At 67.2% G+C, this 22,863-nt stretch carries 16 protein-coding genes; 4 read left to right on the top strand and 12 right to left on the bottom strand.

Annotated elements, in window-relative coordinates:
- The 6 genes from JANGC3_RS0105540 to JANGC3_RS0105565 all read right to left on the bottom strand — a co-directional run bounded on the left by JANGC3_RS0105540 (position 1) and on the right by JANGC3_RS0105565 (position 7,232).
- Positions 1–1,062 (bottom strand): FemAB family XrtA/PEP-CTERM system-associated protein, encoded by a 1,062-nt coding sequence (locus tag JANGC3_RS0105540; RefSeq protein ID WP_017875489.1) that lies wholly within the window; start codon positions 1,060–1,062, stop codon positions 1–3.
- Entirely contained in the window at positions 1,059–1,907 is an 849-nt protein-coding gene (locus JANGC3_RS0105545) for an XrtA system polysaccharide deacetylase (RefSeq protein ID WP_017875490.1), read from the bottom strand. Before JANGC3_RS0105545 ends, JANGC3_RS0105540 begins: the two co-directional genes overlap by 4 nt.
- Before the next feature lie 3 nt (positions 1,908–1,910).
- Complete coding sequence (gene wecB, locus JANGC3_RS0105550; RefSeq protein WP_017875491.1) at positions 1,911–3,080, bottom strand: non-hydrolyzing UDP-N-acetylglucosamine 2-epimerase; 1,170 nt, start codon at positions 3,078–3,080, stop codon at positions 1,911–1,913.
- Between the two features lie 9 nt (positions 3,081–3,089).
- Entirely contained in the window at positions 3,090–4,655 is a 1,566-nt protein-coding gene (locus JANGC3_RS0105555; RefSeq protein ID WP_017875492.1) for a TIGR03016 family PEP-CTERM system-associated outer membrane protein, read from the bottom strand.
- Entirely contained in the window at positions 4,639–5,628 is a 990-nt protein-coding gene (locus JANGC3_RS28485; protein WP_017875493.1) for an XrtA-associated tyrosine autokinase, read from the bottom strand. The genes JANGC3_RS0105555 and JANGC3_RS28485 overlap by 17 nt, the downstream gene beginning before the upstream one ends.
- Before the next feature lie 74 nt (positions 5,629–5,702).
- On the bottom strand, positions 5,703–7,232 hold the full coding sequence (locus JANGC3_RS0105565) for an XrtA system polysaccharide chain length determinant (RefSeq protein WP_017875494.1): 1,530 nt from the start codon (positions 7,230–7,232) through the stop codon (positions 5,703–5,705).
- Between the two features lie 404 nt (positions 7,233–7,636).
- Between JANGC3_RS0105565 and JANGC3_RS0105570 the strand changes: the two genes are divergently transcribed.
- The gene (locus JANGC3_RS0105570; RefSeq protein ID WP_017875495.1) at positions 7,637–8,260 is read left to right on the top strand and encodes an XrtA/PEP-CTERM system exopolysaccharide export protein; all 624 of its coding nucleotides are present in this window, start codon (positions 7,637–7,639) and stop codon (positions 8,258–8,260) included.
- A gap of 297 nt (positions 8,261–8,557) precedes the next feature.
- Positions 8,558–9,301, top strand: a complete 744-nt coding sequence (locus JANGC3_RS0105575; RefSeq protein WP_017875496.1) for an N-acyl amino acid synthase FeeM domain-containing protein — start codon at positions 8,558–8,560, stop codon at positions 9,299–9,301.
- A 36-nt stretch (positions 9,302–9,337) separates the two neighbouring features.
- On the opposite strand, the gene JANGC3_RS0105580 is transcribed toward JANGC3_RS0105575, so the two are convergent.
- Genes JANGC3_RS0105580 through prsT form a run of 3 tightly spaced genes read right to left on the bottom strand, consistent with a single transcriptional unit; the run spans position 9,338 to position 15,363 of the window.
- The gene (locus JANGC3_RS0105580) at positions 9,338–10,102 is read right to left on the bottom strand and encodes a S1 family peptidase (protein ID WP_017875497.1); all 765 of its coding nucleotides are present in this window, start codon (positions 10,100–10,102) and stop codon (positions 9,338–9,340) included.
- The gene (locus JANGC3_RS0105585; protein ID WP_017875498.1) at positions 10,099–12,525 is read right to left on the bottom strand and encodes a hypothetical protein; all 2,427 of its coding nucleotides are present in this window, start codon (positions 12,523–12,525) and stop codon (positions 10,099–10,101) included. Before JANGC3_RS0105585 ends, JANGC3_RS0105580 begins: the two co-directional genes overlap by 4 nt.
- Positions 12,526–12,576: 51 nt before the next feature.
- Positions 12,577–15,363, bottom strand: coding sequence for an XrtA/PEP-CTERM system TPR-repeat protein PrsT (prsT, locus tag JANGC3_RS0105590; RefSeq protein ID WP_035788258.1), 2,787 nt, complete (start codon positions 15,361–15,363; stop codon positions 12,577–12,579).
- A gap of 248 nt (positions 15,364–15,611) precedes the next feature.
- On the opposite strand from prsT, the gene JANGC3_RS0105595 reads away from it, so the two are divergent.
- The gene (locus JANGC3_RS0105595; protein WP_026132596.1) at positions 15,612–16,892 is read left to right on the top strand and encodes a nucleotide sugar dehydrogenase; all 1,281 of its coding nucleotides are present in this window, start codon (positions 15,612–15,614) and stop codon (positions 16,890–16,892) included.
- On the top strand, positions 16,892–17,986 hold the full coding sequence (locus tag JANGC3_RS0105600) for an SDR family oxidoreductase (RefSeq protein WP_017875501.1): 1,095 nt from the start codon (positions 16,892–16,894) through the stop codon (positions 17,984–17,986). Before JANGC3_RS0105595 ends, JANGC3_RS0105600 begins: the two co-directional genes overlap by 1 nt.
- Positions 17,987–18,187: 201 nt before the next feature.
- Here JANGC3_RS0105600 and JANGC3_RS0105605 read toward each other — a convergent pair whose 3' ends face one another.
- The 3 genes from JANGC3_RS0105605 to JANGC3_RS0105615 all read right to left on the bottom strand — a co-directional run bounded on the left by JANGC3_RS0105605 (position 18,188) and on the right by JANGC3_RS0105615 (position 22,794).
- Positions 18,188–19,582, bottom strand: a complete 1,395-nt coding sequence (locus tag JANGC3_RS0105605) for a SpoVR family protein (protein ID WP_017875502.1) — start codon at positions 19,580–19,582, stop codon at positions 18,188–18,190.
- A complete protein-coding gene (locus JANGC3_RS0105610) occupies positions 19,579–20,754 on the bottom strand; it encodes a DUF444 family protein (protein ID WP_017875503.1) in 1,176 nt (391 codons plus the stop codon). Before JANGC3_RS0105610 ends, JANGC3_RS0105605 begins: the two co-directional genes overlap by 4 nt.
- A 75-nt stretch (positions 20,755–20,829) precedes the next feature.
- Entirely contained in the window at positions 20,830–22,794 is a 1,965-nt protein-coding gene (locus JANGC3_RS0105615; RefSeq protein ID WP_017875504.1) for a serine protein kinase, read from the bottom strand.
- Positions 22,795–22,863: the final 69 nt, after the last annotated feature.

Below are 22,863 nucleotides of genomic sequence, written 5' to 3' on the forward strand. Positions count from 1 at the left end.
CTAGCCCAGGTAGCGCACGATGTGCGGACCGATGCCGTTGGCCAGCGCCAGCGGCAGGCGGCGCCAGGCGCGGATGAAGCGCTGGTACTTGGGGTTCAGCGGATTGTTCTGCGGCAGCGCGCTGGCGCGCACCAGCTGGTATTCGTAGTGCAGCGGCTGGGCCGCGAAGCCCCAGTTCCGCTTGAAGTCGTAGGCGCCGGTGCCGACCTTGCTGCGGCCGAAGTCGAACAGCGTGTAGCCGCGCAGGCAGGCGCGGCGCATCACCTCCCAGTACATGAAGTCGTTGCCGGCGACGCTGCGGGCGGTTGCGGTGCCGCCGCCGTAGTAGGGCAGCACCTCGTCGCGGAAGTAGAACACCAGCACGCTGCTGATGGTTTCGGCGCGCCGGTAGACGCTGATGATCTCGCAGTCGCGTCCGAAGACCTGGCGCAGCAGCGCGAAGTAGCGTTTGGCGAACACCGGCGTGCCGAGCCGGTGCACGCTGCCCGCGTAGACGTCGAAGAAGTGGTGGACGTCGTAGTCGACGGCGCTGTGCAGGCCGGCGGCGATGCCTTTGCGCACCATCGCGCGCTGCTTGCGCGGGATGTCGAGCATGTTGTGCTCGGGCTGGGCGTGCAGGCGTTTGCGAAACGTCACGTACAGGTCCGACTGCAGCCAGTCGGGGTGGCGCGCCGGCCCCAGGTGGCGGTATTCGAGGTAGTCGACGCGCAGGCTGGCGGCCAGCGCGCGCGCGGCCTGGTCGAGCGCGGCGGCGGCGGCCTCGTCTTGCGCGGCGACGCCGCCGTAGACGCAAAACGGCAGCGCGCACAGCGAATTGCCGAACAGCATGCTGTTGATCTGCGCCAGCGGCAGCACGGCGCGGATTTCCCCGTCCGCTTCGGCGTAGAGGAACCAGGTGCGGTGGCCGAAGGCGCGTTCGATCACGGTTTGCCAGCCGGCGCGGTGGAAAAAGGTGGCGTCCGGGCAGCGCTGCACGAAGGCGTCCCAGCGCGCCGCGCCGGCCGGTTCGAGGGTGGCGACGGTGATGGCCGACGGCGCCGCCAGGTGGCACTCGAAGATCATGGCGTCCCCAGGAAAATGCGGTCGATGCGGTCCCAGCGGAAGTCGCGCGTCAGCGCGCCCACGCGCTGTTCCATGCGCCGCAGGTTGAGGTAGTGGCGAAAGCGCGTTTTGACGCCGAGTCCCGGCGGGCGCGGCTGGTCCGGGTCGAGCTCCCAGGGGTGGAAATAAAAGATGCCGGCCTGGCCGTCGCGGCCGTTGATGCGCCGCAGGCACCAGCGCGACAGCGCGTAGGGCAGCAGGCGGAAGTAGCCGCCGCCGCCGGCCGGCAGGTTGCGCCGCCACAGCCGCACGGTGCTGATGGGCAGCTCGAGCAGGCCGCCGGCGCCGTTCGGATAGCAGGCGAAGCGCGGCGCGTCCGGCATGCCGTAGTGGTCGTGGCGGATCGGGTAGATGCTCGAACTGTAGCGGTAGCCGGCGCGCTGCAGCGTGTCGAGCGCCCACAGGTTGGCGGCGCCGATTGAAAAACTGGGCGCGCGGTAGCCCAGCACGGCTTGCCCGCCGATTTGTTCCAGGATGCCCTTGCTGGCGCCGACGTCGGCGGCGAATTCGGCGCGGCTCTGGGCGCTGGCGCGCTGGTGCGCATAGCCGTGGCTGGCCAGTTCGTGGCCGTGCGCCAGGATGCGCCGCACCATTGCCGGGTAGCGCTCGGCGATCCAGCCCAGCGTGAAGAAGGTGGCGTGCACGCCGGCCGGTTCGAGCAGCGCCAGGATGCGCTCGACGTTGCCCTCGACCCGGCCGGGGATGCCGGGCCAGTCCTGCGGCCGGATGTGGGCGGCGAAGGCCGACACCTGGAAGTAGTCTTCGACGTCGATGGTCATGGCGTTGCGCAGCGCGGGGGTCGGCATCGCTCACTCCTGCTCGGCCAGGACCGGCTCGGCGCGCGGCGCCGGCGCCGCCAGCCACTGGCCGACGGTGGCGGCGATGCGTTCGGCGGCGTGCCCGTCCCAATAACGCGGCACGCGCCCGCGCTTGCCGCCGCCGGCCAGGATGGCCTCGCACAGCGCCAGGATCACCGCCGGCTCGTGGCCGGCGATGGTGTTGCTGCCTTCGCTGACGGTGATCGGGCGCTCGGTGTTGGCGCGCAGCGTCAGGCAGGGCACGCCCAGCGCCGTGGTCTCCTCCTGGATGCCGCCGGAGTCGGTCAGCACCAGGCGGGCGTCGCGCATCAGGCCGAGCATTTCCAGGTAGCCCAGCGGCGGCAGCAGCACCACGCGGGCCGGGTCGAGCATGTCTTTCAGACCGAACTGGTCGAGCCGGGCGCGGGTGCGCGGGTGCAGCGGGAACAGCACCGGGACGCGGGCGCCGAGCGTCGAGGCGGTGTGCAGCAGGCCGCCCAGGCGGCTGCGCTGGTCGACGTTGGCGGGCCGGTGCAGCGTCAGCACCGCGTGGGCGCCGGCGTTGGGCTGGCAGCGGTAGCGCCGCAGCGTCTCCGCCAGCGGCACCGCGTGCGGCAACTGGCGCTGCAGCGTGTCGATCATGACGTTGCCGGCGAAGTGGATGCGCTCGGCGGCGATGCCTTCGCGCAGCAGGTTGTCGCGCGCCCCGGCCTCGCTGGTAAACAGCAGCTCGGAGAGTTGGTCGGTCAGCAGCCGGTTGATTTCCTCCGGCATGCTGCGGTCGAAACTGCGCAGCCCGGCCTCGACGTGCAGCACCGGCACGCCCCTTTTCGCCGCCACCAGCGCGCACGCCAGCGTCGAGTTGACGTCGCCGACCACCAGTACGGCGCTGGGACGGTCGCGCTCGAGCACCGGCTCGAAACGGCGCATCACCTCGGCGGTCTGGGCCGCGTGGCTGCCCGAGCCGACGTCCAGGTTCAGGTCCGGCGCGGCCATGCCGAGCGCGGCGAAGTGCTGTTCGTTGAGGGCGTTGTCGTAGTGCTGGCCGGTGTGCACCAGCGTCAGCCGCGGCGCCGGCTGCAACTGGCGCAGCGCGGCCAGGATGGGCGCCATCTTCATCAAGTTGGGGCGGGCGGCGATGACGCAGACGATGTGCGGCGGGATCGGGGTACGGTGGCTCATGGCGGTTTCCTACAGCAAGAAGTTGAGGCTGGCGTTGATGGCGTTTTCACGGTAGTCGCCGCCGCGGTTGCTGGCGTGGCGCACCCGGCGCAGGTCGAGCGTGCCGCTGACCTTGCGCTGCAGCTGGCGGCTCAGGCCGACGCTCAGGGCCGCGTTGCTGTCCTTGCGCCCGACGTTGAGCGAGGTGACGGTGGCGTAGGCGGCGCTGACGTTGACGTTGGTGCGCGCCGACAGGCGCCAGTTCCAGCCGGCGTTGGCGGCGACCTGGCGGGTGCGCTCCTCGAGCGCGAAGTCGATCGCCGGCAGCAGCGCGCTGTCGATGCCGCCGCTGCTCTGGGCGCTGCGGCGGGTCGCCGTCAGGCCCAGCACCAGCGTGCTTTTCGCCGTCGCCGAGGCCATCGCCAGCGCGGCCCGGCGCTGTAGGAAGTAGCGCTGGCTAAAGTAGTTGACGGCGCCCGCGTCCGGGCCGAGCAGTTGCGAGAAGCGCACGAAACTGTCGACGCGCTGCTGGCGCAGCTGCGGGTCGGGGATGGCGCCGCGCCACAACTGGTTGAGCATGCTCGCGGTGGCGCTGTCGGACAGGCGCAGCCATTCGCTCGGCGTGCTGCTGATGTCCTCGTGGTAGCCGAGCGACCAGCTGGTGTGCCGGCTGCGGTGGTTCAGGTCGAGCGCGTAGGTGTTGCCGAAAAAACGCTTGCCACCGCTGAGCGCGACGCTGCTGCGCGCCGACGGATACCAGCTGGCGCCGAGCAGCCAGAAGCCGCCGCTGGGCGCGGCGCCGCCGGCCGGGCGGTAGCCGGCGTCCTCGTGGCCGGCGCTGGCGAACAGGCCGACGCGGCTGCTCAGATGGTAGCGCAGCGACAGCGTCGCCTTGTCCATGCGCACCGTCTCGCGCTGGCGCGCGCTCGTTTCGCGGCGGTCGAGGTGGGCTTCCCAGCCCAGGCCGCCGGCGCCGGTGTCGCCGACCAGGTCGAGCAGCAGTTCGTCGGTCGCGACGGTGAGCAGCTCGCTGCCGTTGCCGACCCGTTCGTGGGCGTAACGCAGCTCGGCGCTGCCGACGCCGCGCACCTGGTGGCGCAGATAGGGGCTGACGCGGCCGGCCCGCACCGTGCTCTGGTTGGTGTCGGCGGCGACGTTGTTGAGCGGCTGCGGGCCGAAGGCCGACAGCCTGTTTTGGCCGACGCTGGCGCGCAGGTCGAGAAATAGCCAGTCCTCCAGCAGCTCGGCGTTGGCGTCGCCCTGCAACTGGTGCTCGGTGCGGTCGCCGCGGCGCGTGTAGAACAATTGTTGCAGGCGGTAGGCCAGGTCCACGCGCAGGCGCTGGCTGCGGCCGCGCACCACCACGGACGGCGAAATTTCGGTGATGAAGTCGTCCTTGGCCTGGGGCGCCGGCGCCAGCAGGACGTTGTCGGTGTAGCCCTCGCTCAGGCGCAGCGCCGGCACCACGCTCCAGTCGGCGGCGCCGGCGCGCGGCGGCGCCGCCAGCGCGACGGCCAGCGCGACGGCCAGCGCGGTCGGGGCGGCGGCGCTCGGGCGCCGCGGTGGCGGCCGCCGCTGGTTAGTCGTAATAGCCATAGTAGTCGCCGCCGGGAAAGGCGCGGGTTTTGTTGTAGATCAGGTTGACGTGGGCGCAGCCCTCGATTTGCCGCAGCGCCTCCTTGACCGCGTGCTGGGTGGTGGTTTCGGCCTCGACCACCAGCACCACCTGGCCCATCTGCGCCGCCAGCACGTTGGCCTCGCTGGTGATGAGCAGCGGCGGCGAGTCGAAGATGACGATGCGGTCGGCGTAGCGGCTGGCGATGTCGGCCAGCAGCGCGCTCATGGTGCGGCTGGCCAGCAATTCGGTGGCGTGCTTGTTGCTGCGCCCGGCCGGCAGGATGCTCAGCGTGGCGACGTTGGTTTTCATGATGACGTCGGACAGTTCCAGCTTGTCGCTCAGCAGGAGGTCCATCAGGCCGGGCTGCGCGCCCAGGCCCAGTACCTTGAGCACCGACGGGCGCGCCACGTCGGCGTCGACCAGCAGCACCGTGATGTCCATCTCCATGGCGATGCTCATGGCCAGGTTGACGGCGCAGTAGGTCTTGCCCTCGCCTGGCAGGGCGCTGGTGACGACGATCAGGTTGCCGTGCTTGATCGGGCCGACGCTGCCGCCGCCGCGCACGTTGCGCAGCAGCGGCCGCTTGATGATGCGGAAATCCTCGGCCACCGAGGTGCGCCCGCCATCGTGGGTGACCATGCCGAGTTGTTGCAGCCGCGCCAGGTTGATCTCGCAGTACTTGGCCGGCGCCGCCGCACCCGGCTCGGCGGCGCCGCGCAGGGCGGACTCCAGCGCCGGGTCCAAGGCCGCGCCAGAGGCCGGCCCGGCCATGGCGGCGGGCGCGCCCTGGCCGTACGCCGCGCGCGCCTCGGCCACCTGGGGCGCGGCGCCGGCCGCGTCGGCGACCGGGACACAGGTCGCCGGGACCGGCCCGGCGGCGGCGTCGAGCGTGTCGGCCGGCGCGTGCTCGGGGCGGGCGCCGGGGGCGGACTGTTCGTATTTGCTCACCATGTCACCTCATGCGATGGTTGCGCGCGCCGGCGGCGCCGCGGTGCTGCCAACGACGCCGCCGCGGCGGCCGACGCCTAAAATTTGAGCAGCAGCGTCGACATGACCCCGCCGTACAGCACGAACAGCACGGCCACGCAGGCGCCGAAGCCGTATTTGTCGCGCGTGCGCTTGACCTTTTCGGCATCGGTCCAGTTCATCGACACCGTGCCCAGCACCGGCAAGCCGGTGGCCTCGCGCAACTGGCCCGGGCTCAGGAAGGTCGGACGGATCTGGCTGACCAGCAGGGCGGCGGCGCCGCCGGCCACCAGCGCGCCGGCCAGCACCACGCTCAACAGCAAGGGCCGGTTCGGGCCGATCGGCCGGAACGGCACCGTCGGCGGGTCGATGATTTTGAAGGTCATCATCTCGGTCGTCGAGCTGAGATCGCCCGACAGCTTGGCGACCTCGCGCCGGCCCAGCAGCTTGTCGTAGTTGTCCTTGTTGATCAGATAGTCGCGGTTCAACTGGGCCAGTTGCGATTCGACCTCCGGCACGGCGGTGCTTTGCGCCAACAGGCGCTCGTAGCGCGTCGTGTACTCGTGCACCCGCGCCTTGTAGGACGCGACGCGGGCGTCGGCCTCGGTCAGCGCCACCTTTAACTGTTGCAGCATCGGGCTGTAATTCTTGCCGGGATCGGCGCCGGCCGAGCGCGTCTTGGCCTCGTCGAACTTGCGCGCCTGCAATTGGGCGATCAGGCGCTTGGTGGAGATGATGTCGGGATGCGCCTCGGTGTACTGCATGCGCAGCGCGTCGAGGTTTTTGTTGAGCGCCGCGATGCGCCCGTCGATTTCCGGATTGTCGATCACCGCCACGCTCGTTTCCAGGTCGAGCACCGGTTCGTCGCCGGAAATCTGGCTGTGGATGGCGTTGCGCCCCTGTTCGGCCTCGACCAATTCAAGCTTGGCGTTATTCAGGCTGTCCGACGCCATTAATAACTGGCTGCCGTAATCGATGCCCTGGCGCGGCAGCAGCAGGGTGTTTTTCAATTTGAAATCCTTGACCAGGTTCTCTGCGGCGACCAGCTTTTGTTCATAATTGCGGATTTGCTCGTCGAGGAATTTGACCGCCTTTTGCGAATCGCCCTGTTTGCCCTTGAAACTGCCTTCGACGAAGATCGTCAATAGCGACTGGACCACGTCGCGCACCAGTTTCGGGTTCTTGTTGTTATAGGTGATGGTGTAAATGTCGTAGGTATTGGTGCCGCCGATTTTGATACGGCTCATGAGCTCGTCGAGCTGCTGCTCGTGGTCGCGCGTGGTCTTGGCGTCGAGGTCGAGGTCGACCATGCGCATGACCCGCTCGACGTTCGGCCGGCTGAGCAGGGTGCGGCTCATGATCGACACCTGCTGCTCGACGTTGGGGACGCTGGTCATGCCCTGCAGCAGGGGCTTGAGGATGCTCTGGGTGTCGACGAAGACGCGCGCCGTGGTCTGGTAGTCGTCCGGCATGCTGGCCACCTTGATCCAGCCGAACACGGCGACCAGCCAGGCGGCGATGACGGCGTGCCAGCGGTATTTCCATATCCCTTTTAAGCTGGCTATTAACTGCTCGATCAATTCCTCCATGCTGCAGTCTCCCGAGGGTATTCAGTTTCCAAGGCCTGGTAAGCGCGCGCCTGGCCGATTCGGCGGCCAGCGCGGCCGGCGCCGGATTGCGCCTGGAACGTGAATGGTCAAATGGCAGAATAATCGGCTTGCGCGCACCGGCCGAATTGGCCGGTTGTGAACAAAGTATATGGCCGGCCCCGGGTGAATCCCGTCGAACCTGTGGCCTTGTTGATGCATGTCAAGAGCGGCGGGGAGCATCTTCTGAATCATATAAAAACCGGCGTTTGTGTCGTTCGTATCAAAACAAACCGCGCCGGCGCGGCATAAGGTGGCCGTTGGCGAGCGAATAAAAAAGGCAGCGCCGACGGGCCGGTGCTTATCGACGCGCCGAGGTTCGATCCATTATCGGAAAAGGGGCATCCATGAAACTGCAACGGCGTGAGTTCGCAAAAAACCTGGTCGGCGCGGCACTCGCGCTCGGGCTGCTCGATGGCTGCGCCACGCGCGCGCCCACGGCGGCGCCGGAGGAGCCGCCGCCGAGCGGCGACTATCTGATCGGGCCGGGCGACTCGGTGAATATCATCGTCTGGCGCAACCCCGAGGTGTCGCTGACGGTGGCGGTGCGCCCGGACGGCAAAATCACCACGCCGCTGGTGGAGGACTTGCAGGCCAGCGGCAGGACCTCGAGCGAATTGGCGCGCGACATCGAAAAGGCGCTGGGGAAATTCATCCAGCAGCCGGTGGTCACCGTCATCGTCACCGGTTTCGTCGGCCCTTACTCGGAGCAGATCCGCGTCATCGGCGAGGCCGCCAAGCCGCAGGCGCTGTCGTACCGCCTCGGGATGTCGCTGATGGACGTGCTGATCGCGGTCGGCGGCATTACCGAATTCGCCGCCGGCAACAAGGCCAGCATCATCCGCCTCAAGGACGGCAAGCAGCAAACGCTGCCGGTGCGCTTGGCCGACTTGCTCAAGAACGGCGATATTTCGGCGAACGTGTCGATGCGCCCGGGCGACGTGCTCTTGATCCCGGAAAGCTTCTTTTAGGCGGCGCGTGAGGGGAGTCCCACACGGCGTTTCAAGCGTACCCGGCTGTTTAACCTTGCCGTCGAGAAGGTTTTTCGCTGATATTCGGCGCCGGCGGCGCCGTGCCGGCGTTTGTGTGGGAAACACCTGGGCCGGCGCAACTTTGACACTTTCCACTGCGACAATCCCCCCGTCCGCGCGGATAACTATTTTCAAAATCTGGGAACTTTCCACGCTTTTCCGATGTCACATGGCTTTGGGTTCAGCTCGCCTTTCCTTTCCGGGGCGGCTTGCCGCCACACCATGTGAGGAGAAAAGATGCGCCACCAGGACCAACCCATCATCTCTTTCGAGACTGCCGCCGCCCTGAGCGATCTGGTGGTCGGCGAAGGGAACGTCGATCCCGCTTTCGAGCACAACCTGGACCAGCAACGTTTCAATATTCGCATGGCCAATTCGCGTGGCAGGCGCGAGGCCGCCAGCCTGCTGATCAAGAAAATGTACGGCTGGCGCGGTTATGCGGTGGATCCGGGCGCCAGCCACGCGCTCAACAAGATCACCCTGTTTGCCGAGACCGAAGGCGCGACCGTGGGTACCATGACGCTGTGCCTGGACGATGACACCGGTTTGCCGGCCGACGAGAACTTCCGCGACAAGCTCGACGGGCTGCGCGAGCAGGGCCGGCGCCTGTGCGAGCCGTCGCGGTTGGCCATCGACAAGGGCGTCACCAAGCGCGTGTTCGCCGCCCTGATCCATATTTCCTACATCTACGCCCACAATATCCACGGCTACAGCGACTATGTGATCGAAGTCAATCCGCGCCACGTGGTGTTTTACAAACGCATGCTCGGCTTCCAGGACTTCGGCGGCGAACGCCAGTGCACGCGGGTGGGCGCGCCGGCCGTGCTGCTGCGGCTTGACTTGGCGTACATGGGCGAGCAGATCCGCAAGTATGGCGGCTTGATGGAGTTGCACGGCGGCGAGCGCTCGTTCTATCCGTATTTCTTTCCGACCTGGGACGAGCCGGGCATTACCGAGCGCCTCAAGGATGGCCGTAACTGAGCGGGCCCCACAGGGCCGCCGGCGCGCGCCTGGGGCTCACTTGGGGCGGGCCAGGTCGCGAATGAAATTGCCCGGGATCGCGTAGGTGATGCCGCTGGGCGCCGTAATGGCCGCCTCCTTGAGTCCCTTGACGTAGACCATGTTGATGACGCCGTACACCAGCCCGGTCTGTGGATCGTAGAGCGGGCTGCCGCTGCTGCCGGGATAGGCGGTGCCGTCGAGCTGGAACACCGAGTACAGCGGCCGTTGCAGCCGCTCCACTTGCTTGGCGTCGAGCTTGGCGGCGCTCAGGGACGGCATGATGACCGGCGTGATCGAAGACACGGTGGCGCGGTGCGTGACGTGGTGCAAGCCGAGGATCATGCCGAGTGGGAAACCGGTGAAGGCCATCGCGCGGCCTTCGCGCACCTCGCTGGAGTCGCCCAGTTGCAGCGCCGGCAGCGCGGCCCCGGTGAAGCGCAACTGCGCCAGGTCGTGGTCGCGGTCGACGATGTCGACGATGGCGGCGCGAAACTGCGCCGTCTCGCCGCGGCCGACCAGGATGCCGAGCGCCTCCTTCTTTTCGCTGTCGAGCATTTTTTGGATGACATGGGCCGAGGTCAGTACCGTCAAGCCGTCGCCGACCACGAAGCCGGTGCCGATGAACACCAGCGCCGGGCTGCGGGTCTTTTGGAAGCTGCCGATGCCGACGATCGACGGCTTGATGCTTTCTATCACCCGCGTCAATGGTTCCGCCGCCGGTTGGGCGGCGGCGTTGGCCAGGGCCAGCGCCAGGCAGGACAAAGTGTGGACGAATTTCACGGTGCGGCTCCCTTTTTCAATGGCGCGCTGCCGGCCGGCAGCGCGATGGCGCAAAACAGCACCAGGAAAAACAGCAGACTCACGCGCGGCACGTCGAGCAGGCTGTCGAATACGCCGACCACCAGGAAACCGGCCAGCGCCGCCAGGTGGTAGGCCGCTTGCGCGCCGCCGCGCCAGGCCTGCGGCGCCAGCCGAGCCAGCGCGCAGGCCAGCAGCGACAGCATGGACAGCAAGCCCAGCCAACCGAGCTCGAAGTACAGGTTCAGCGCGAAGTTCTTGACGTGCCAGGGCAGGTGGTGGCGGTCGCTGCTGAAGAACCAGTAGTTGTTGGCGTCGGTAAACGAGCCGTTGTTGATCAGTTCGGCGTGGCCGGCCTCGTCGCGCAGGCTCAGGTTGTCGATATCGAGGGCGCCGTGCGGCCCGTCGGCGGCGATCTCGATTTGCAAGGGCGCACCGCGGGACCAGCCGGCGTGGCCCAGCGCGGCGGAGTCGAACGCCACCTGGTAGTGGTGCCAGTCGGCGTCGCCCGGACGCAGCCGCAGCGGCGCCGCGACGCAATTTTGCGGGTACAGCAACTGGCGTTCGCAGACGGCCACGCGCAGCTGCGGCATGGCGCCGGCGCGCCGTACGTCGAGCGCCAGCCGGTAGCGGGTGTGCGGTTGCAAGGCAAGCCGCTGCAGCAGGCGCAGCACCTCGCCGTAGCCGAGTGGATACTGCGGCGCGGCCAGGCGGACGTAGCGGTTGCCGGCTTCGTCGACGTAGTTGACGGTGGCCGGCAATTCGCGTTGGGGGTTGCGCCAGAAGTAGGTGAGCGGGAAGCGGCCCAGGCCCATGCCGAACAGTTGGGTTGGGATGCCGTCGTCCATCATCGCCAGCACCCCGTTCCAGTGGCGCAACCGGTGGCGCAGGTCGCCGGCGCTGGTGGCGAAGCGCTCGCCGGCGTAGTAGCTGGCGCCCACCGGTATCGCCAGCAATAGCAGCACGGCGGCGGCGATGCCGGCGGTGACGCCGGCGCGGTCGGCGCGCCACAGCGGCCGGCGCACGCTGGTGTTGACCACGATCAGCAGCAGCGCCAGCGCGGCCACCAGCGCGCCCGGCGCCAGCGCGGCGGCGCCGGCCCAGTGCCAGCCGACCCACAGCGCGCTGTAACCGAGGCAGGTGAAGCCGATCAGCGCGGCGCTGGCGGCGCCGGCCGGCGGCGCCAGCGCGACGCTGCGGCGCGGACGCAGGCGCAGGTAGGCGGCGCCGAAGACCAGCGCCGACAACAGGAACATCAGGTAGGGCGGACTGAACAGGCCGCCGGCGGGCAGGGCGGCTGCGCCCAGCAGGCCGGCCAGCAGCGGCGCGGCGGCGCTGGCGCAGACGAAGGCGGCCGGCAGCAGCCGGCGCGGCAGCGGCAGCGTGGCCAGTAGCATGGCCGCCGCCAGCACGGCGAAGGCGGCGGCCAGGCCGCGGTAGCCGGCGCCGGCGAACATGCGCGCCAGCGCAAGTGCGCACAGCAGGGCCAGCGCGGCGCCGAGCGCGCCGCGGCGCCAGTCGAGCACGCGGCGGCGCAACGGCCGCGCCAGAGGGAACAGCGCCAGTAGCAAGGCCGAGCAGGACAGTCCGGCGAACAGGCCGCGCGAAAAGGTGGTCAGGCCGGCGTAGGCGCCCAGTGCCAGCAGGGCCAGCGCGGCTGCGGTTTTCGGCCGCGGCTGGGGCGTCAGCAGCCAGCCGGCGACAAACGGCAGGCTTAGCGCAAGGTAGCCGTCGAGCGCGGCGCCACCGGTGTGCATGCCTGAGAAGGGCGCGCTGGTGCGGTAGTCGCTGGAAAAATTCAGCAGGCCGGGGAAGAGCGCGCGCTCCCACAGGGCGGCGCCGGCCACTGCGGCCAGGCCGGCCAGCATGCCGGGCAGGAGGTGGCTGCGCAGATGGGCCAGGTTGGGGCCGGCCGCGCGCAGCAGCAGCGGCAGCAGCAGCACGGCCCAGAACCAGGCCTTGCCGGCGCGCAAACCGTTGTACGGGCTCAGGTAACTGGTGAAGGCGTTGCCGTCCAGCGCGGGCAGCGGCAGCATGCCTTTGGCGGCGCCGATCAGGTGGGCCAGCGTGACGGCGCCGATACAGATGGCGGCGAAGCCGGGCAGGCGGGCTTGCGGCGGCGTGTCGGCGAGGCGCCAGTAACCGAAAGTGGCCGTCAGCAACAGCAGCAGGTCGATTTCCTCAAAGTAAATCCAACCGGTCCACGGCGCCAGGTCGAGCGCCGGCAACAGCGCCGGCAGCGCGCCCAACCACCAATGTTGGCGCCAGCACAGCAGCGCCAGGTAGAGTAGCAAAATCGGCGCCAGCCAGGTCCGTTCGAACGGATAGAAGCGGAGTGCGTAGCAAAAGGCCGCGGCGCACGCCAGCGCGAGCGATTTGCTGGCGATGGCGGCTGGACTGGTCACGGCGGCGCAGCGGTGGCTGGGGGCTTGAAGGGAGGGGGGGCGGCGGCCCGCCTACAGCTGCGCCAGCAGCGCCTGGGCGTCGGCGCGGCCCGGGAAGTCTTTGTTTGCCGCCAATATTTGCTCGAGTTGGCTGCGCGCGGCCTTTTTGTCGCCGGATTTCATCAAGGCCACGCCGAGGTGGTAACCGATGTCGGGCGCCTTGGGCGCCAGGGCGCTGGCTTTTTGCAGCAGCGGCAGCGCGCGCGCGGCGCTGCCCTGTTCGATTAATATCCAGCCCAGCGTGTCGAGCACGGCCGGGTTGCTGGCTTGCTGCTGGTAAGCCAGTTCGGCGGTGGCCAGCGCGCGTTTGTCCTTGTCTTGCTGGTAGGCCCAGGCCAGGTCGTTCAGCGCGACGATGTTCTTCGGGTCCAGCCGCAGCATTTTTTCGTACTGAACGATGGCGCCTTTGTAGTCTTTGCGCGCCAGCCGGGCGCCGGCCAGGTAGAGCCGGGTCGACAGGTCGGCCGGGTTGTCGCGCAGCCAAGTGTCGATGCGGGCCTGGGCCTGCTCTGGCTTGTCGGCAAGCAGCAGCGCGCGGTGGATCTGGACCAGCAGCGGGCCGATCTTGTCCATGCCGTAGGCGCGCTCGTACAGTTTCAGCGCGGCCTGGGGCTGCTGTTGCGCCATGAGCACGTCGCCTTCGAGCTTGAAGCCGGCCGCCAGCGTCGGGCGGCGCTGTTGCACGCCGCGCGCCAGCTGGAGCGCCTCGGCGTGGCTACCCTTGTCCAGCAGCAGCGCCGCTTCGGTGACCTCGGCCTCGAGCATGCCGGGTTGCAGGCTGAGCGCACGGCGCACCGACAGCAGTGCGGCGGGCTGGTCGTTGAGGGCCATCTGCAGCGTCGCGACGCGCAGTTGCAGCTCCGCCGAGCCAGGTTGCAAACGCGCCAGCCTGGCATAGCTATCCAGCGCCGCCGCCTGGTCGCCGCCGCTGTATTCGACCTGCGCGCGCAGCGCCAGGATGTCGGGGTTGTCGGGATGGCCGGTTTGCAACGCGCGCACCAGCGTCAGGGCTTTCTTGGTGTCGCCGTTGCGCAGGTAGAGATTACTCAGTTGCATGGCCGGTTGTAGCGCGTCGGGATTGTCCTTGTGCGAGCGCTCCAGCCAGCGCAGCGCCTCGGCCGGCTGCTGGCGCGCCAGCGCCAGCTTCGACAGCGCCGCCATCAGCGCCGGGCTGCCCGGGTCCTTGGCCAGCGCCGCCTCGAAACGCAGGCGCGCCGCGTCCGGCTTGTTATCGGCCAGGTCGAGCTGCGCCAGGTTTTCCATTGCCGGCAGATAGGCCGGATCGGCGCGCAGCGCTTGCTCGAAGGCGACCCGCGCCGCCGCCAGGTCGCGCTTGGCCAGGTAGACGCCGCCCTTCAGGTTGTGCACCAGCGGGTTGGCGCCCTGTTGCTGCACCATGGCCTCGGCCGCCGCCAGCGCCTTGTCGTACTCCTTGTCGCGCAACAAGGTCATCACCAGCATGACGCCGGCCTGCGATTGCTTGCCGTCGAGCGCGGCGGCGCGCTCCAGCTCGGCGATAGCGCGCCCGTTCTCGCCCAGTCCCAGCCGGCTGACGCCCAGCGCCGTGCGCAGCGCCGGGGCGTCCGGCGCCAGCGCGCTGGCCTTCTCGAAATACACGGCGGCCTGGGCGAAGCGGCGCGCGCGCATGTGCGCCTCGCCGAGCAGGGCCAGCAGCTCGGTGTCGCTGCCATGGACCGGCAACAGCGGCTCGAGTATGTCGACGGCGCGGTCCTGCTTGCCGGTGCGCACGGCGATGGTGGCGAGCAATTTGGACGCGTACAAGTGGTTCGGGTTGGCCTCGAGGAAGCGCCGCAGATGCTGCTCGGCTTGCTGGGCCGAGCCCAGCGCCATTTGCACCGCGCCCATCAGCAGCACGCTCGGCATGTGCTCGGGCGCGGCGCGCAGCACCTGCTGCAACCCCTCGAGCGCGGCCTGGTTTTTGCCTTCGCGGAAATCGAGCAGGGTCTGCGCGTGCAGTACGATCAAGCTGCCCGGCGCACTCTTGCGGGCAGCCTCGATTTCCTGCTTGGCCTCGACGAATTTGCCGGACTGGATATGCAGGTTGGCGATGTCGACATGGGCGAAGGTGTTGTCGGGCCGCAAGCTCAGAATGTGCCGGTAGGCCGCCAGCGCGGCCTCGGTCTTGCCTTGCAGGCGCAGCAAGTCGCCGTTCAGGCGCAGCGCGTCGAGGTCGGCGGCTTGCTTCGCCAGCGCCCGCCCGACCAGCGCGGCGGCCTTGTCGAGTTCGCCGGCGGCCTGGGCGATCCGGGCCAGTCCCAGTAACGCGTCCGGGCGCTCGGCATGCTGTCTTAGTAACAAACCGAACAACAGGCGAGCCTGTTCGACGTCGCCGCCGGCCAGGTAGGCGTTGGCGCGCAGCGCGACCACCTCGGGCTGCTCGGGCGCGCCGGCGTCGAGGCGGATCTCGGCCAGCACCTTCTCGTTCTGGCCCATCATCAGCATGGCCTTGCCCAGCGCCGGCATGATCTGCACGGGCGTCGCGCCCAGCGCCAGCGCGCGCCGCAATTCCTTTTCGGCCGAGAGCGGGTCGCCGGCCTCGATGTAGACCTCGCCGAGCAACTGGCGCGCCGCCGTGTCGTTCGGCCGCGCCTGCAGTGCGTTCTTGAGCTGGATGACGGCGGCCTTCAACTGGCCGTTCTGGCGGTACTGCCGGGCCTCGGCGATGAAGCCGTCGGCGCCAGGCGCGCGCTGGCAGGCGGTCAAGCCGGCGAGCATCAGCGCGGCGCACAGGGCGGCGCGGCGCGGCAGCGTCGCCAGGGCAGGGGTGGTACGGGCCATGATGCTCTCCAAGTCGGTGGGCCGCCGTGACGCGGTACTCGCAAGGGTAGGAACAATGCGCCCTGCGCTCGTTGATTGCGCTCAACGAGTGGCGCTTTGCGTGCGCATTCGTCGCCGCCTTGTTGTTTCTCAATAAAGCCTGTTGAACGCCCCGTAAAATCGGCTCGGACGGACCCTGCCGTCCTTCCCGCCGCGCCGCGTCATCGGCGTCGGCGCCGTTCCGATTTAACGACCGTTGGGTGGATACTATGGATGTGCTTGCTGTGGTGGGACTCGGTTATGTCGGCTTGTCGCTTGCCGTTGCTTTCGGAACGCGCCAGCGCACCATCGGATTCGACTTGTCGGAACGCAAAGTGGCGAGTTATCGCCGCGGCGTCGATCCGACCGGCGAGTTGAGCGACGAGCAGATGCGCGCCGCCACCGGCCTTAGCGTCGGCTGCGACCCGGCCGCGCTGATGCAGGCCGATATTATCATCGTCGCCGTGCCGACGCCGGTCGACAGCGCCCACCAGCCCGACTTCTCGGCGCTGACGGGCGCCAGCGAAACGGTGGGGCGCTACATGAAACGCGGCGTCATCGTGGTGTTCGAATCGACCGTGTATCCCGGCGCCACCGAGGAAATCTGCATTCCGATCATGGAGAAATTTTCCGGCATGCGCTGGAAGGAGGATTTCCACGTCGGTTTTTCGCCCGAGCGCATCAACCCAGGCGACAAGGAGCACACGCTGGCGAGCATTCCCAAGGTGGTCTCGGGCGACGACGCCGCGACGCTGGAGAAGGTTGCCGCGCTGTACGAGGGCGTGGTCGAAGCCGGCGTACACCGCGCCGCCAGCATCCGCGTCGCCGAGGCGGCGAAGGTGATTGAAAACACCCAGCGCGACCTGAACATCGCGCTGATGAACGAACTGGCGTTGATTTTCGACCGTATCGGCATCGACACGCTCGACGTGCTCGAGGCGGCCGGCACCAAATGGAACTTCATGCCGTTCCGGCCCGGCCTGGTCGGCGGCCACTGTATCGGCGTCGATCCGTATTACCTAACCCACAAGGCGGAAATGCTCGGCTACCACCCGCAGGTGATCCTGGCAGGGCGCCGCATCAACGACGGCATGGCCAAGTTCGTCGCCGAAAAAACCGTCAAGGAAATGGTGCGCGCCGGCTTCAAGCTGAAGGGCTCGTGCGTCAACGTGCTGGGCCTGACGTTCAAGGAAAACTGTCCGGACCTGCGCAATTCGAAAGTAGTCGACATGATCCACGAATTGCAATCGTACGGCTTGCACGTGCATGTGCACGATCCGGTGGCCGACCCGCGCGAAGCGCTGGAGGAGTACGGCATCACGCTTGAGAGCTGGGACCAACTGCCGCGCGCCGAGTCGCTGATCAGCGCGGTGTCGCACCGCCAGTTGACGGCGCGCCCGCTCGGCGACTACCTTGCCAAGGTCAGCGCCAGCGGCTGCTTCATCGACGTCAAGTCGCACTTCGATCTACAGGCGCTGCGCGGCTCCGGCCTGAACGTGTGGAGGCTGTAATGGGCGCCGAACTGAGCGCGGACGGCGCCGCGCGCACCCCCTACCAGGTCGTCCGCGCCCATTTGCAACAGCGCTCCTACCACTGGCTGATCACCGGCGTGGCGGGCTTCATCGGTTCGAACCTGCTCGAGCACCTGCTTGGGCTGGGGCAGCGGGTCACCGGCCTGGACAATTTCCTCACCGGCTACCGGCACAACCTGGAGCAGGTGCGCGAGGCGGTCGGCGAAGACGCCTGGAGCCAGTTCCGCTTCATCGAAGCCGACATCCGCAGCCAGGGCAGTTGCCTGCAGGCTTGCCAGGGCGTCGATTACGTGCTGCACCAGGCCGCGCTCGGCTCGGTGTCGCGCTCGATCGCCGAGCCGATGCTGTGCCACGACATCAACGTCAGTGGCTTTGTGGCGATGCTGGCGGCGGCGCGCGACGCCGGCGTCAAGCGCTTCGTCTACGCCGCCTCGAGCGCCACCTACGGCGACCACGCCGGGCTGCCAAAGGTCGAAGGGCGCATCGGCAAGCCGTTGTCGCCGTACGCGCTGACCAAGTACGCCAACGAGCTGTACGCCGACGTGTTTGCGCGCTGCTACAATCTGGAGGCGATCGGTTTGCGCTACTTTAACGTGTTCGGACCGCGCCAGGACCCGCAGGGCGCCTACGCCGCCGTGATCCCGCAGTGGGCCGCCGCGCTGATCGGCGACGGCCGCGTCGTCATCAACGGCGACGGCGAAACCAGCCGGGACTTCTGCTACGTCGCCAACGCCGTGCAGGCGAACCTGCTGGCCGCGCTGAGCAGGGACCCGGCCGCCATCAACCAGGTCTACAACGTCGCGCTGAACGCCCGCACCAGCCTCAACGACTTGTACCACATGATGCGCGCGCTGTTGCTCGGGCGCTTTCCGCACCTGCAAGAACACGCCGCGGACCATGCCGAGTTTCGCGCGGGCGACGTGCGCCATTCCCAGGCGGACATTGCGAAAGCGGTGCGCCTGCTGGGTTTTTCGCCGACGCACGACCTCGAGCGCGGTTTGCACGAGGCGATGGACTGGTATGTCGGGCGCCTCGCGGCGGGACCCGCTTCGGTATCGCCGGTTCGCTCGTAGCGGCAATATCGGGGTTTGAGGTGCAATGGAACGGCTATGCATAGCTGTACACAACCGTTTTAATGGGAAAACCCGCTTATCCGAAATGAGCTTGCAGCGGGGCGAAGGCGACGTCCGTTTGGCCTGGTCACTGCCTAGTTCACCGCTTTGCTTCACCTCACATCAGGCCGCCGTCCTTCGGGCAATCCTGCAAGGGGGGACTCAAACGAAATTCTCGGGCCGGCCCTTGTGTGTGACGGTGCGCGACAGCCCGCGGAAGTCGACCGTGTGCAAGGTCACCGGGCGGCGCCATACCTTGCCGACGTATTCCATAACCCGCTCGGCCTGGCTTAATTCCAGCCCGCGGCCGTCGCGCTGGTGGTCGTGCCGCAGCACCAGGCTGCCGTCGTCCTGCAACTGGGTGGCGGCGATGCAGGGCGCGCCGTAGTTGTATTTCCCACCCAGTATCGCTTCGCGGATCGCATGGATGTCGCGGTTGACGATGCGCGTTTCGCCGTCCTTGCGGCTTTCGTAGACGAACAGGTCGAGTTGTTCGACCATTTCCTCGTCCAGGTAGTTGCGGATAAAGCCGAAGTCGTCCTCCTCGCGGCAGATTTTCCGCGCCGCCGCCACGCCGTCGCGCTCAATGATGCGTTCCCACAGTGAAAATCCGAGGTGGTAGGGGTTGACCGACAGCGCCAATTGGCGCTCGCCGGCATACGGGCGCACCACGTCCGAATGCGACTTGATCGCCGACAGATAGAGATCGTGCGGCAAAAAATCCGCTTCGCGCAGCAGCCGCGCGTGCCAGTACGAGGCCCAGCCCTCGTTCATGATCTGGCAGGCGTAGACCGGATAGAAGTAGAAGGCTTCCTCGCGCACGGCCAGGAAGATATCGCGCTCCCAGTCGTCGAGTTCGGGCGCGTACTGTGAAATGAACCACAGCAAGTCGTATTCCGGCTGCGGCGGGATGGCCGGACGCTGCGTTAGCGCGGGCGGCGCGGCCGCCGTTTTTTCACCCGGCAGGTTTTGGTAGCGCTGGCGGAACGGTCCCGGCAGCACCTCCGGCTTGGCTTGCGCGACGCTCGGATAGGGCGTGCGGTGCAGCGCGGCGTTGACGTCGATGTGCGGTTCGAGCGCCAGCGCCGCGTCCAGCACCGCTTCGACGCGTTCCTGGCCGTGGCGCGACAGGGCCATTTCAATGCGGTGCGCCCTGGCCGCGCTCTGTTCCAGGATCTGGCCGCCGGCCATCGCCATGAAGCGGTTGAACAACTGGTTGTTCTTGGCAAAGTCGGCGTGGCCCAGCACGTGCGCGGTGACGAGGGTGTTCTCGGCCAGCGAGTTACTGTCGACCATGTAGGCGTGGCAGGGGTCGCCGGGGAACATGACCTCGAAGATGCGCGAGTTGCCCATCTGCTGGTGCACCAGTTGGTGGATGTAGCGCACGCCGAACGACCAGTGCCGCATCCTGACGGGCAGGCCGTAGACGGCGATCTCGGTCATGAAGCTGGTGGGCACCATTTCAAAGTCGACAGGATAGAAATCCAGGCCCAGTTCCAGGGCCAGCGCTTCGATGCGGGCGCCGTACTCGGCCAGTTTACCAGGGTCGTGTGTCATGGCTTGCCGTCCTCCGGTTCAATTTGGTGCACGAAAAACTTGCGGATGGCGCGCCAGACGTCGTCGCTGTTGGCCAGCACGCTGCTATAGATTGGCAAGCCGCGGTGGCTCAGTTCGTTGCACAGGCGCCGCATTTCCGTCTCCAGCGAGCGCGGCATGCCCGGCACCGTTTCGACGTAGCCGGTGTAATTGAGCACCCCGGCCAGTTCAGCCAGCGCGGCGCCGGCGGCGGCGCGGTCCTCGGTGAAGTTTTCGCCGTCGGACGCGTAGAACATATAGGCGTTGTACTGGCCGCCGTCGTATTTTCCGCGCATTAACTCGCGGGTCAGGCGGAAGGCGCTGGAGGCGATGGTGCCGCCGATGCCCGTGACCTGGAAAAACTCGTTCTCGGAAAACTCCCACGCCCGCGTGGTGTGCGCGATGAAGCGGGTCTCGACCTTCGCGTAGCTGCGCCGGATGCCTTGCAAGGCAAAGAAAAAGAAGGACTTGGCGAGCTTGCGCTCGGCTTGCGTCATGCTGGCCGAGACGTCGACGACGAAGAACACCACCGCGTTCGAGCTAGGTTTGGGTCGCATCACCAATTGGCGGAAGCGCAGGTCCTCGTTGGTAAAGGCGACCGGATTGTCCTGCATCGCCCGCCGTTTGATGGCTTCCTTGACGGTGCGGCGCCGGTCCAGACGCGAGCGCGCGCCGCGCTTGTCCCAGCCCTCGCGCACCAGTTCGTGCTCGTCGATGACGGTGTTGTGCTTCGGCTTGAGCAGCGGCAGCTTGAGTTCGTCCCACAACCAGTCCATGATGTCGTCGATCGAAAACTCCAGCAGCAGCCGCACTTCGCCGTCCTGGTTGCCGCCGCCGTCCTCGTCCTGGCCCGGTTCGCTGCCCGGGTGCGCCTGGGCCGGGCGCAGCACGTCGCCGGGCTGGCCCTCGCCCTGGCCGGCGCCGCTCGCGCTGCGCGTGTCGGCCAGGCGGAAACGGGCGTGCTCTAGCAGGCGCACCGGCACCTGCACGGTGCGGTCCTGCGGCCCCGTAATCAGGTCGGGGCCGGCGATCAGGTCCGGCAGGTGCGCCTGCACCGCCTCGCGCACCTTCTGGTTGTGCCGCAGCCAGTCGCGCGCGCCGCGGGAAAACAGGTCGTACCATGTGTGTTGCGTGCTACCTCCGGTCTGGCTCACTGTGCGCCTCTTCATCTGTTGGGAACGTCGAAAAAGCTACTGTGCTCGCCGCGTCTTTTTTCAAGGTCCCCGTGATCATTCCTGCGCCAACAAAGTGGTGACGTAGTTGAGCGCCTCGCGGGCGCTATGGCTGTCGTAGCCGTATTCATCGACCAGCCGTTGCTCGACGGCCGAAATCTTGGCCTTGACCTCCTCGTCGGGGCGCTTGGCCGAACTGACCAGCCGCAGCACGTCGCGCCTTTGCTCGAACAAATACTGCTGCACCGCGTCGTTGAGCTGGATGTGGCTGCCCAGCCCGAATTTTTCGCCCCGTTTATAGGCCCCCATCGCCTTGCGCACCACCTCTTGCCGGAACGACTGCTTGCCGGAGTCGGAAATGTGTATTTTTTCCTCCACGGCGCGTAGAAAACGCTCGTCGGGCCGCCTTTCCTCGCTGGTGATCGGGTCCTTGATTTGGCGGTTGTCGAGCATGGCCTCCACCTCGTCCAGATACTTGTTCAGTAAATCTTGTGCTTCCTGCTCGAAGGACACGAACAAGGCCTTATGGACGTCTTCCTTGACCCAGCGGTTGTAGAAGTCCTTGCGCGTGAGCACCAGATAGTCGACCCATTTGCGCTTGCGTTTGGGTTCGATGCGGGCATCGCTTTCAATGCCGTCCTTCAACGCGAGCAACACGTCCATCGTGCTCAAGCTCCTCTGGTTCGATGCGATGATGGCGTTCGACAGCGCGTTGATGACGAAGCGCGGCGAAACGCCGGCCAAGCCCTCGTCGGGCGCCTTGTCCTTGTCCTTGACCCGCCGGGCCTCGGCCCGGTTGACACCATCGACCTCCTCATTAGCATAGATCCTGACTTTTTTAACGAGTTCCGCCTCTTTTTCCTCGCCTTCCTGCATGCGGCTGAGGATGGCGAACACGGCCGCCGCGTGCAGCACGTGCGGGTCGAGGTGGACGTCGCGGAAGGCCGGCGCCGCCGACAAGATCAGCTTGTGATAAATGCGCGCCTCTTCCCGGTAGTTGAGGGTGTACGGCACTTGCACGATGACCATGCGGTCCAGCAAGGCCTCGTTCTCGCTTTCCTGAAGGAACTTTCGGAACTCGGCCAGATTGGTGTGCGCCAGTATCGTTTCGTCCAGGAAAATCAACGGAAAGCGCGAGACCTTGACGTTCTTTTCCTGCGTCAGGGTCAGCAGCAGATACAGGAACTCGCGCTTGACCTTGAGGATCTCGATCATTTCCAGCATGCCGCGGCTGGCCGCGTATACCGCGCCGGACCAGGACCAGGCGCGCGGGTCGCCCTCGTCGCCGTATTCGGCGACCTTGGACAGGTCGACCGAGCCGACCAGGTCGGCGAGGTCGGCCGTGGTCGGGTCGTGCGGCGCGTAGGTGCCGATGCCGCTGCGGCCGGCCTCGGAAATGTAAATGCGTTCGACCGGCATTTGCAGGAAGTCGCCGCTGTACTGTTGTTCCAGGCGGGCGCGGCAGTGCGGACAGACCTCGCCGATGATTTCGACGCCGTAGGTGTCGCGAAAGCCGGCGCGCATCGTGTGCGGCACCAGGTGCAGCGGCGATTCATGCACCGGGCAGCCGGCGATGCCGTACAGCGCGCCGTCCTCGGTGTAACTGTATTCCTCCAGGCCGCGCTTGAGCAGGATCACCAGCGTCGACTTGCCGCCGGACGGCGGACCGAGCAGCAACAGCAGACGCCGTCCGACCTCGGAACCGGCCGCGGCCGCCTTGAAGTAGGCGGCGACGCGGTCGATCGCGTCCTCCACGCCGAACAGTTCGTCGGCGAACAGGCGGCAACGGAAATGCCCGTCATCATCCTCGTAGCCGCTCCAGCGGATCATGTCCCAGATGTATTGGTGCGAACTGCGCGCCAATTGGCACGGCGCAGCCGGCAGCACCTGCTCGATGAATTGCGAGAAGCTGCCGGACCAGTGGCCGACCCGGTGTTCCTGCGTGAATGCAACCAGGCGGTCCAGAAAGTGTACGCGCGGATCGACTTCGGCGCCTGGAATTTCATCTCGGTTAATCGTCACATTTGCTCCCGACATCAATTAGCGTATCAAGGTGGCCGGTCTCCCGGTGTGCTTAAAGTATATGGCGCT

The organism is Janthinobacterium sp. CG3, from assembly GCF_000344615.1.
In the GTDB taxonomy this organism is placed as follows: Bacteria; Pseudomonadota; Gammaproteobacteria; order Burkholderiales; family Burkholderiaceae_D; genus Janthinobacterium.

Excerpts from the sequence above, each read along its gene's own strand:
- JANGC3_RS0105540 (WP_017875489.1), bottom strand. The coding sequence starts at position 1,062 with ATGATCTTCGAGTGCCACCTGGCGGCGCCGTCGGCCATCACCGTCGCC.
- JANGC3_RS0105545 (WP_017875490.1), bottom strand. The coding sequence starts at position 1,907 with ATGCCGACCCCCGCGCTGCGCAACGCCATGACCATCGACGTCGAAGAC.
- wecB (WP_017875491.1), bottom strand. The coding sequence starts at position 3,080 with ATGAGCCACCGTACCCCGATCCCGCCGCACATCGTCTGCGTCATCGCC.
- JANGC3_RS0105555 (WP_017875492.1), bottom strand. The coding sequence starts at position 4,655 with ATGGCTATTACGACTAACCAGCGGCGGCCGCCACCGCGGCGCCCGAGC.
- JANGC3_RS28485 (WP_017875493.1), bottom strand. The coding sequence starts at position 5,628 with ATGGTGAGCAAATACGAACAGTCCGCCCCCGGCGCCCGCCCCGAGCAC.
- JANGC3_RS0105565 (WP_017875494.1), bottom strand. The coding sequence starts at position 7,232 with ATGGAGGAATTGATCGAGCAGTTAATAGCCAGCTTAAAAGGGATATGG.
- JANGC3_RS0105570 (WP_017875495.1), top strand. The coding sequence starts at position 7,637 with ATGAAACTGCAACGGCGTGAGTTCGCAAAAAACCTGGTCGGCGCGGCA.
- JANGC3_RS0105575 (WP_017875496.1), top strand. The coding sequence starts at position 8,558 with ATGCGCCACCAGGACCAACCCATCATCTCTTTCGAGACTGCCGCCGCC.
- prsT (WP_035788258.1), bottom strand. The coding sequence starts at position 15,363 with ATGGCCCGTACCACCCCTGCCCTGGCGACGCTGCCGCGCCGCGCCGCC.
- JANGC3_RS0105595 (WP_026132596.1), top strand. The coding sequence starts at position 15,612 with ATGGATGTGCTTGCTGTGGTGGGACTCGGTTATGTCGGCTTGTCGCTT.
- JANGC3_RS0105600 (WP_017875501.1), top strand. The coding sequence starts at position 16,892 with ATGGGCGCCGAACTGAGCGCGGACGGCGCCGCGCGCACCCCCTACCAG.
- JANGC3_RS0105605 (WP_017875502.1), bottom strand. The coding sequence starts at position 19,582 with ATGACACACGACCCTGGTAAACTGGCCGAGTACGGCGCCCGCATCGAA.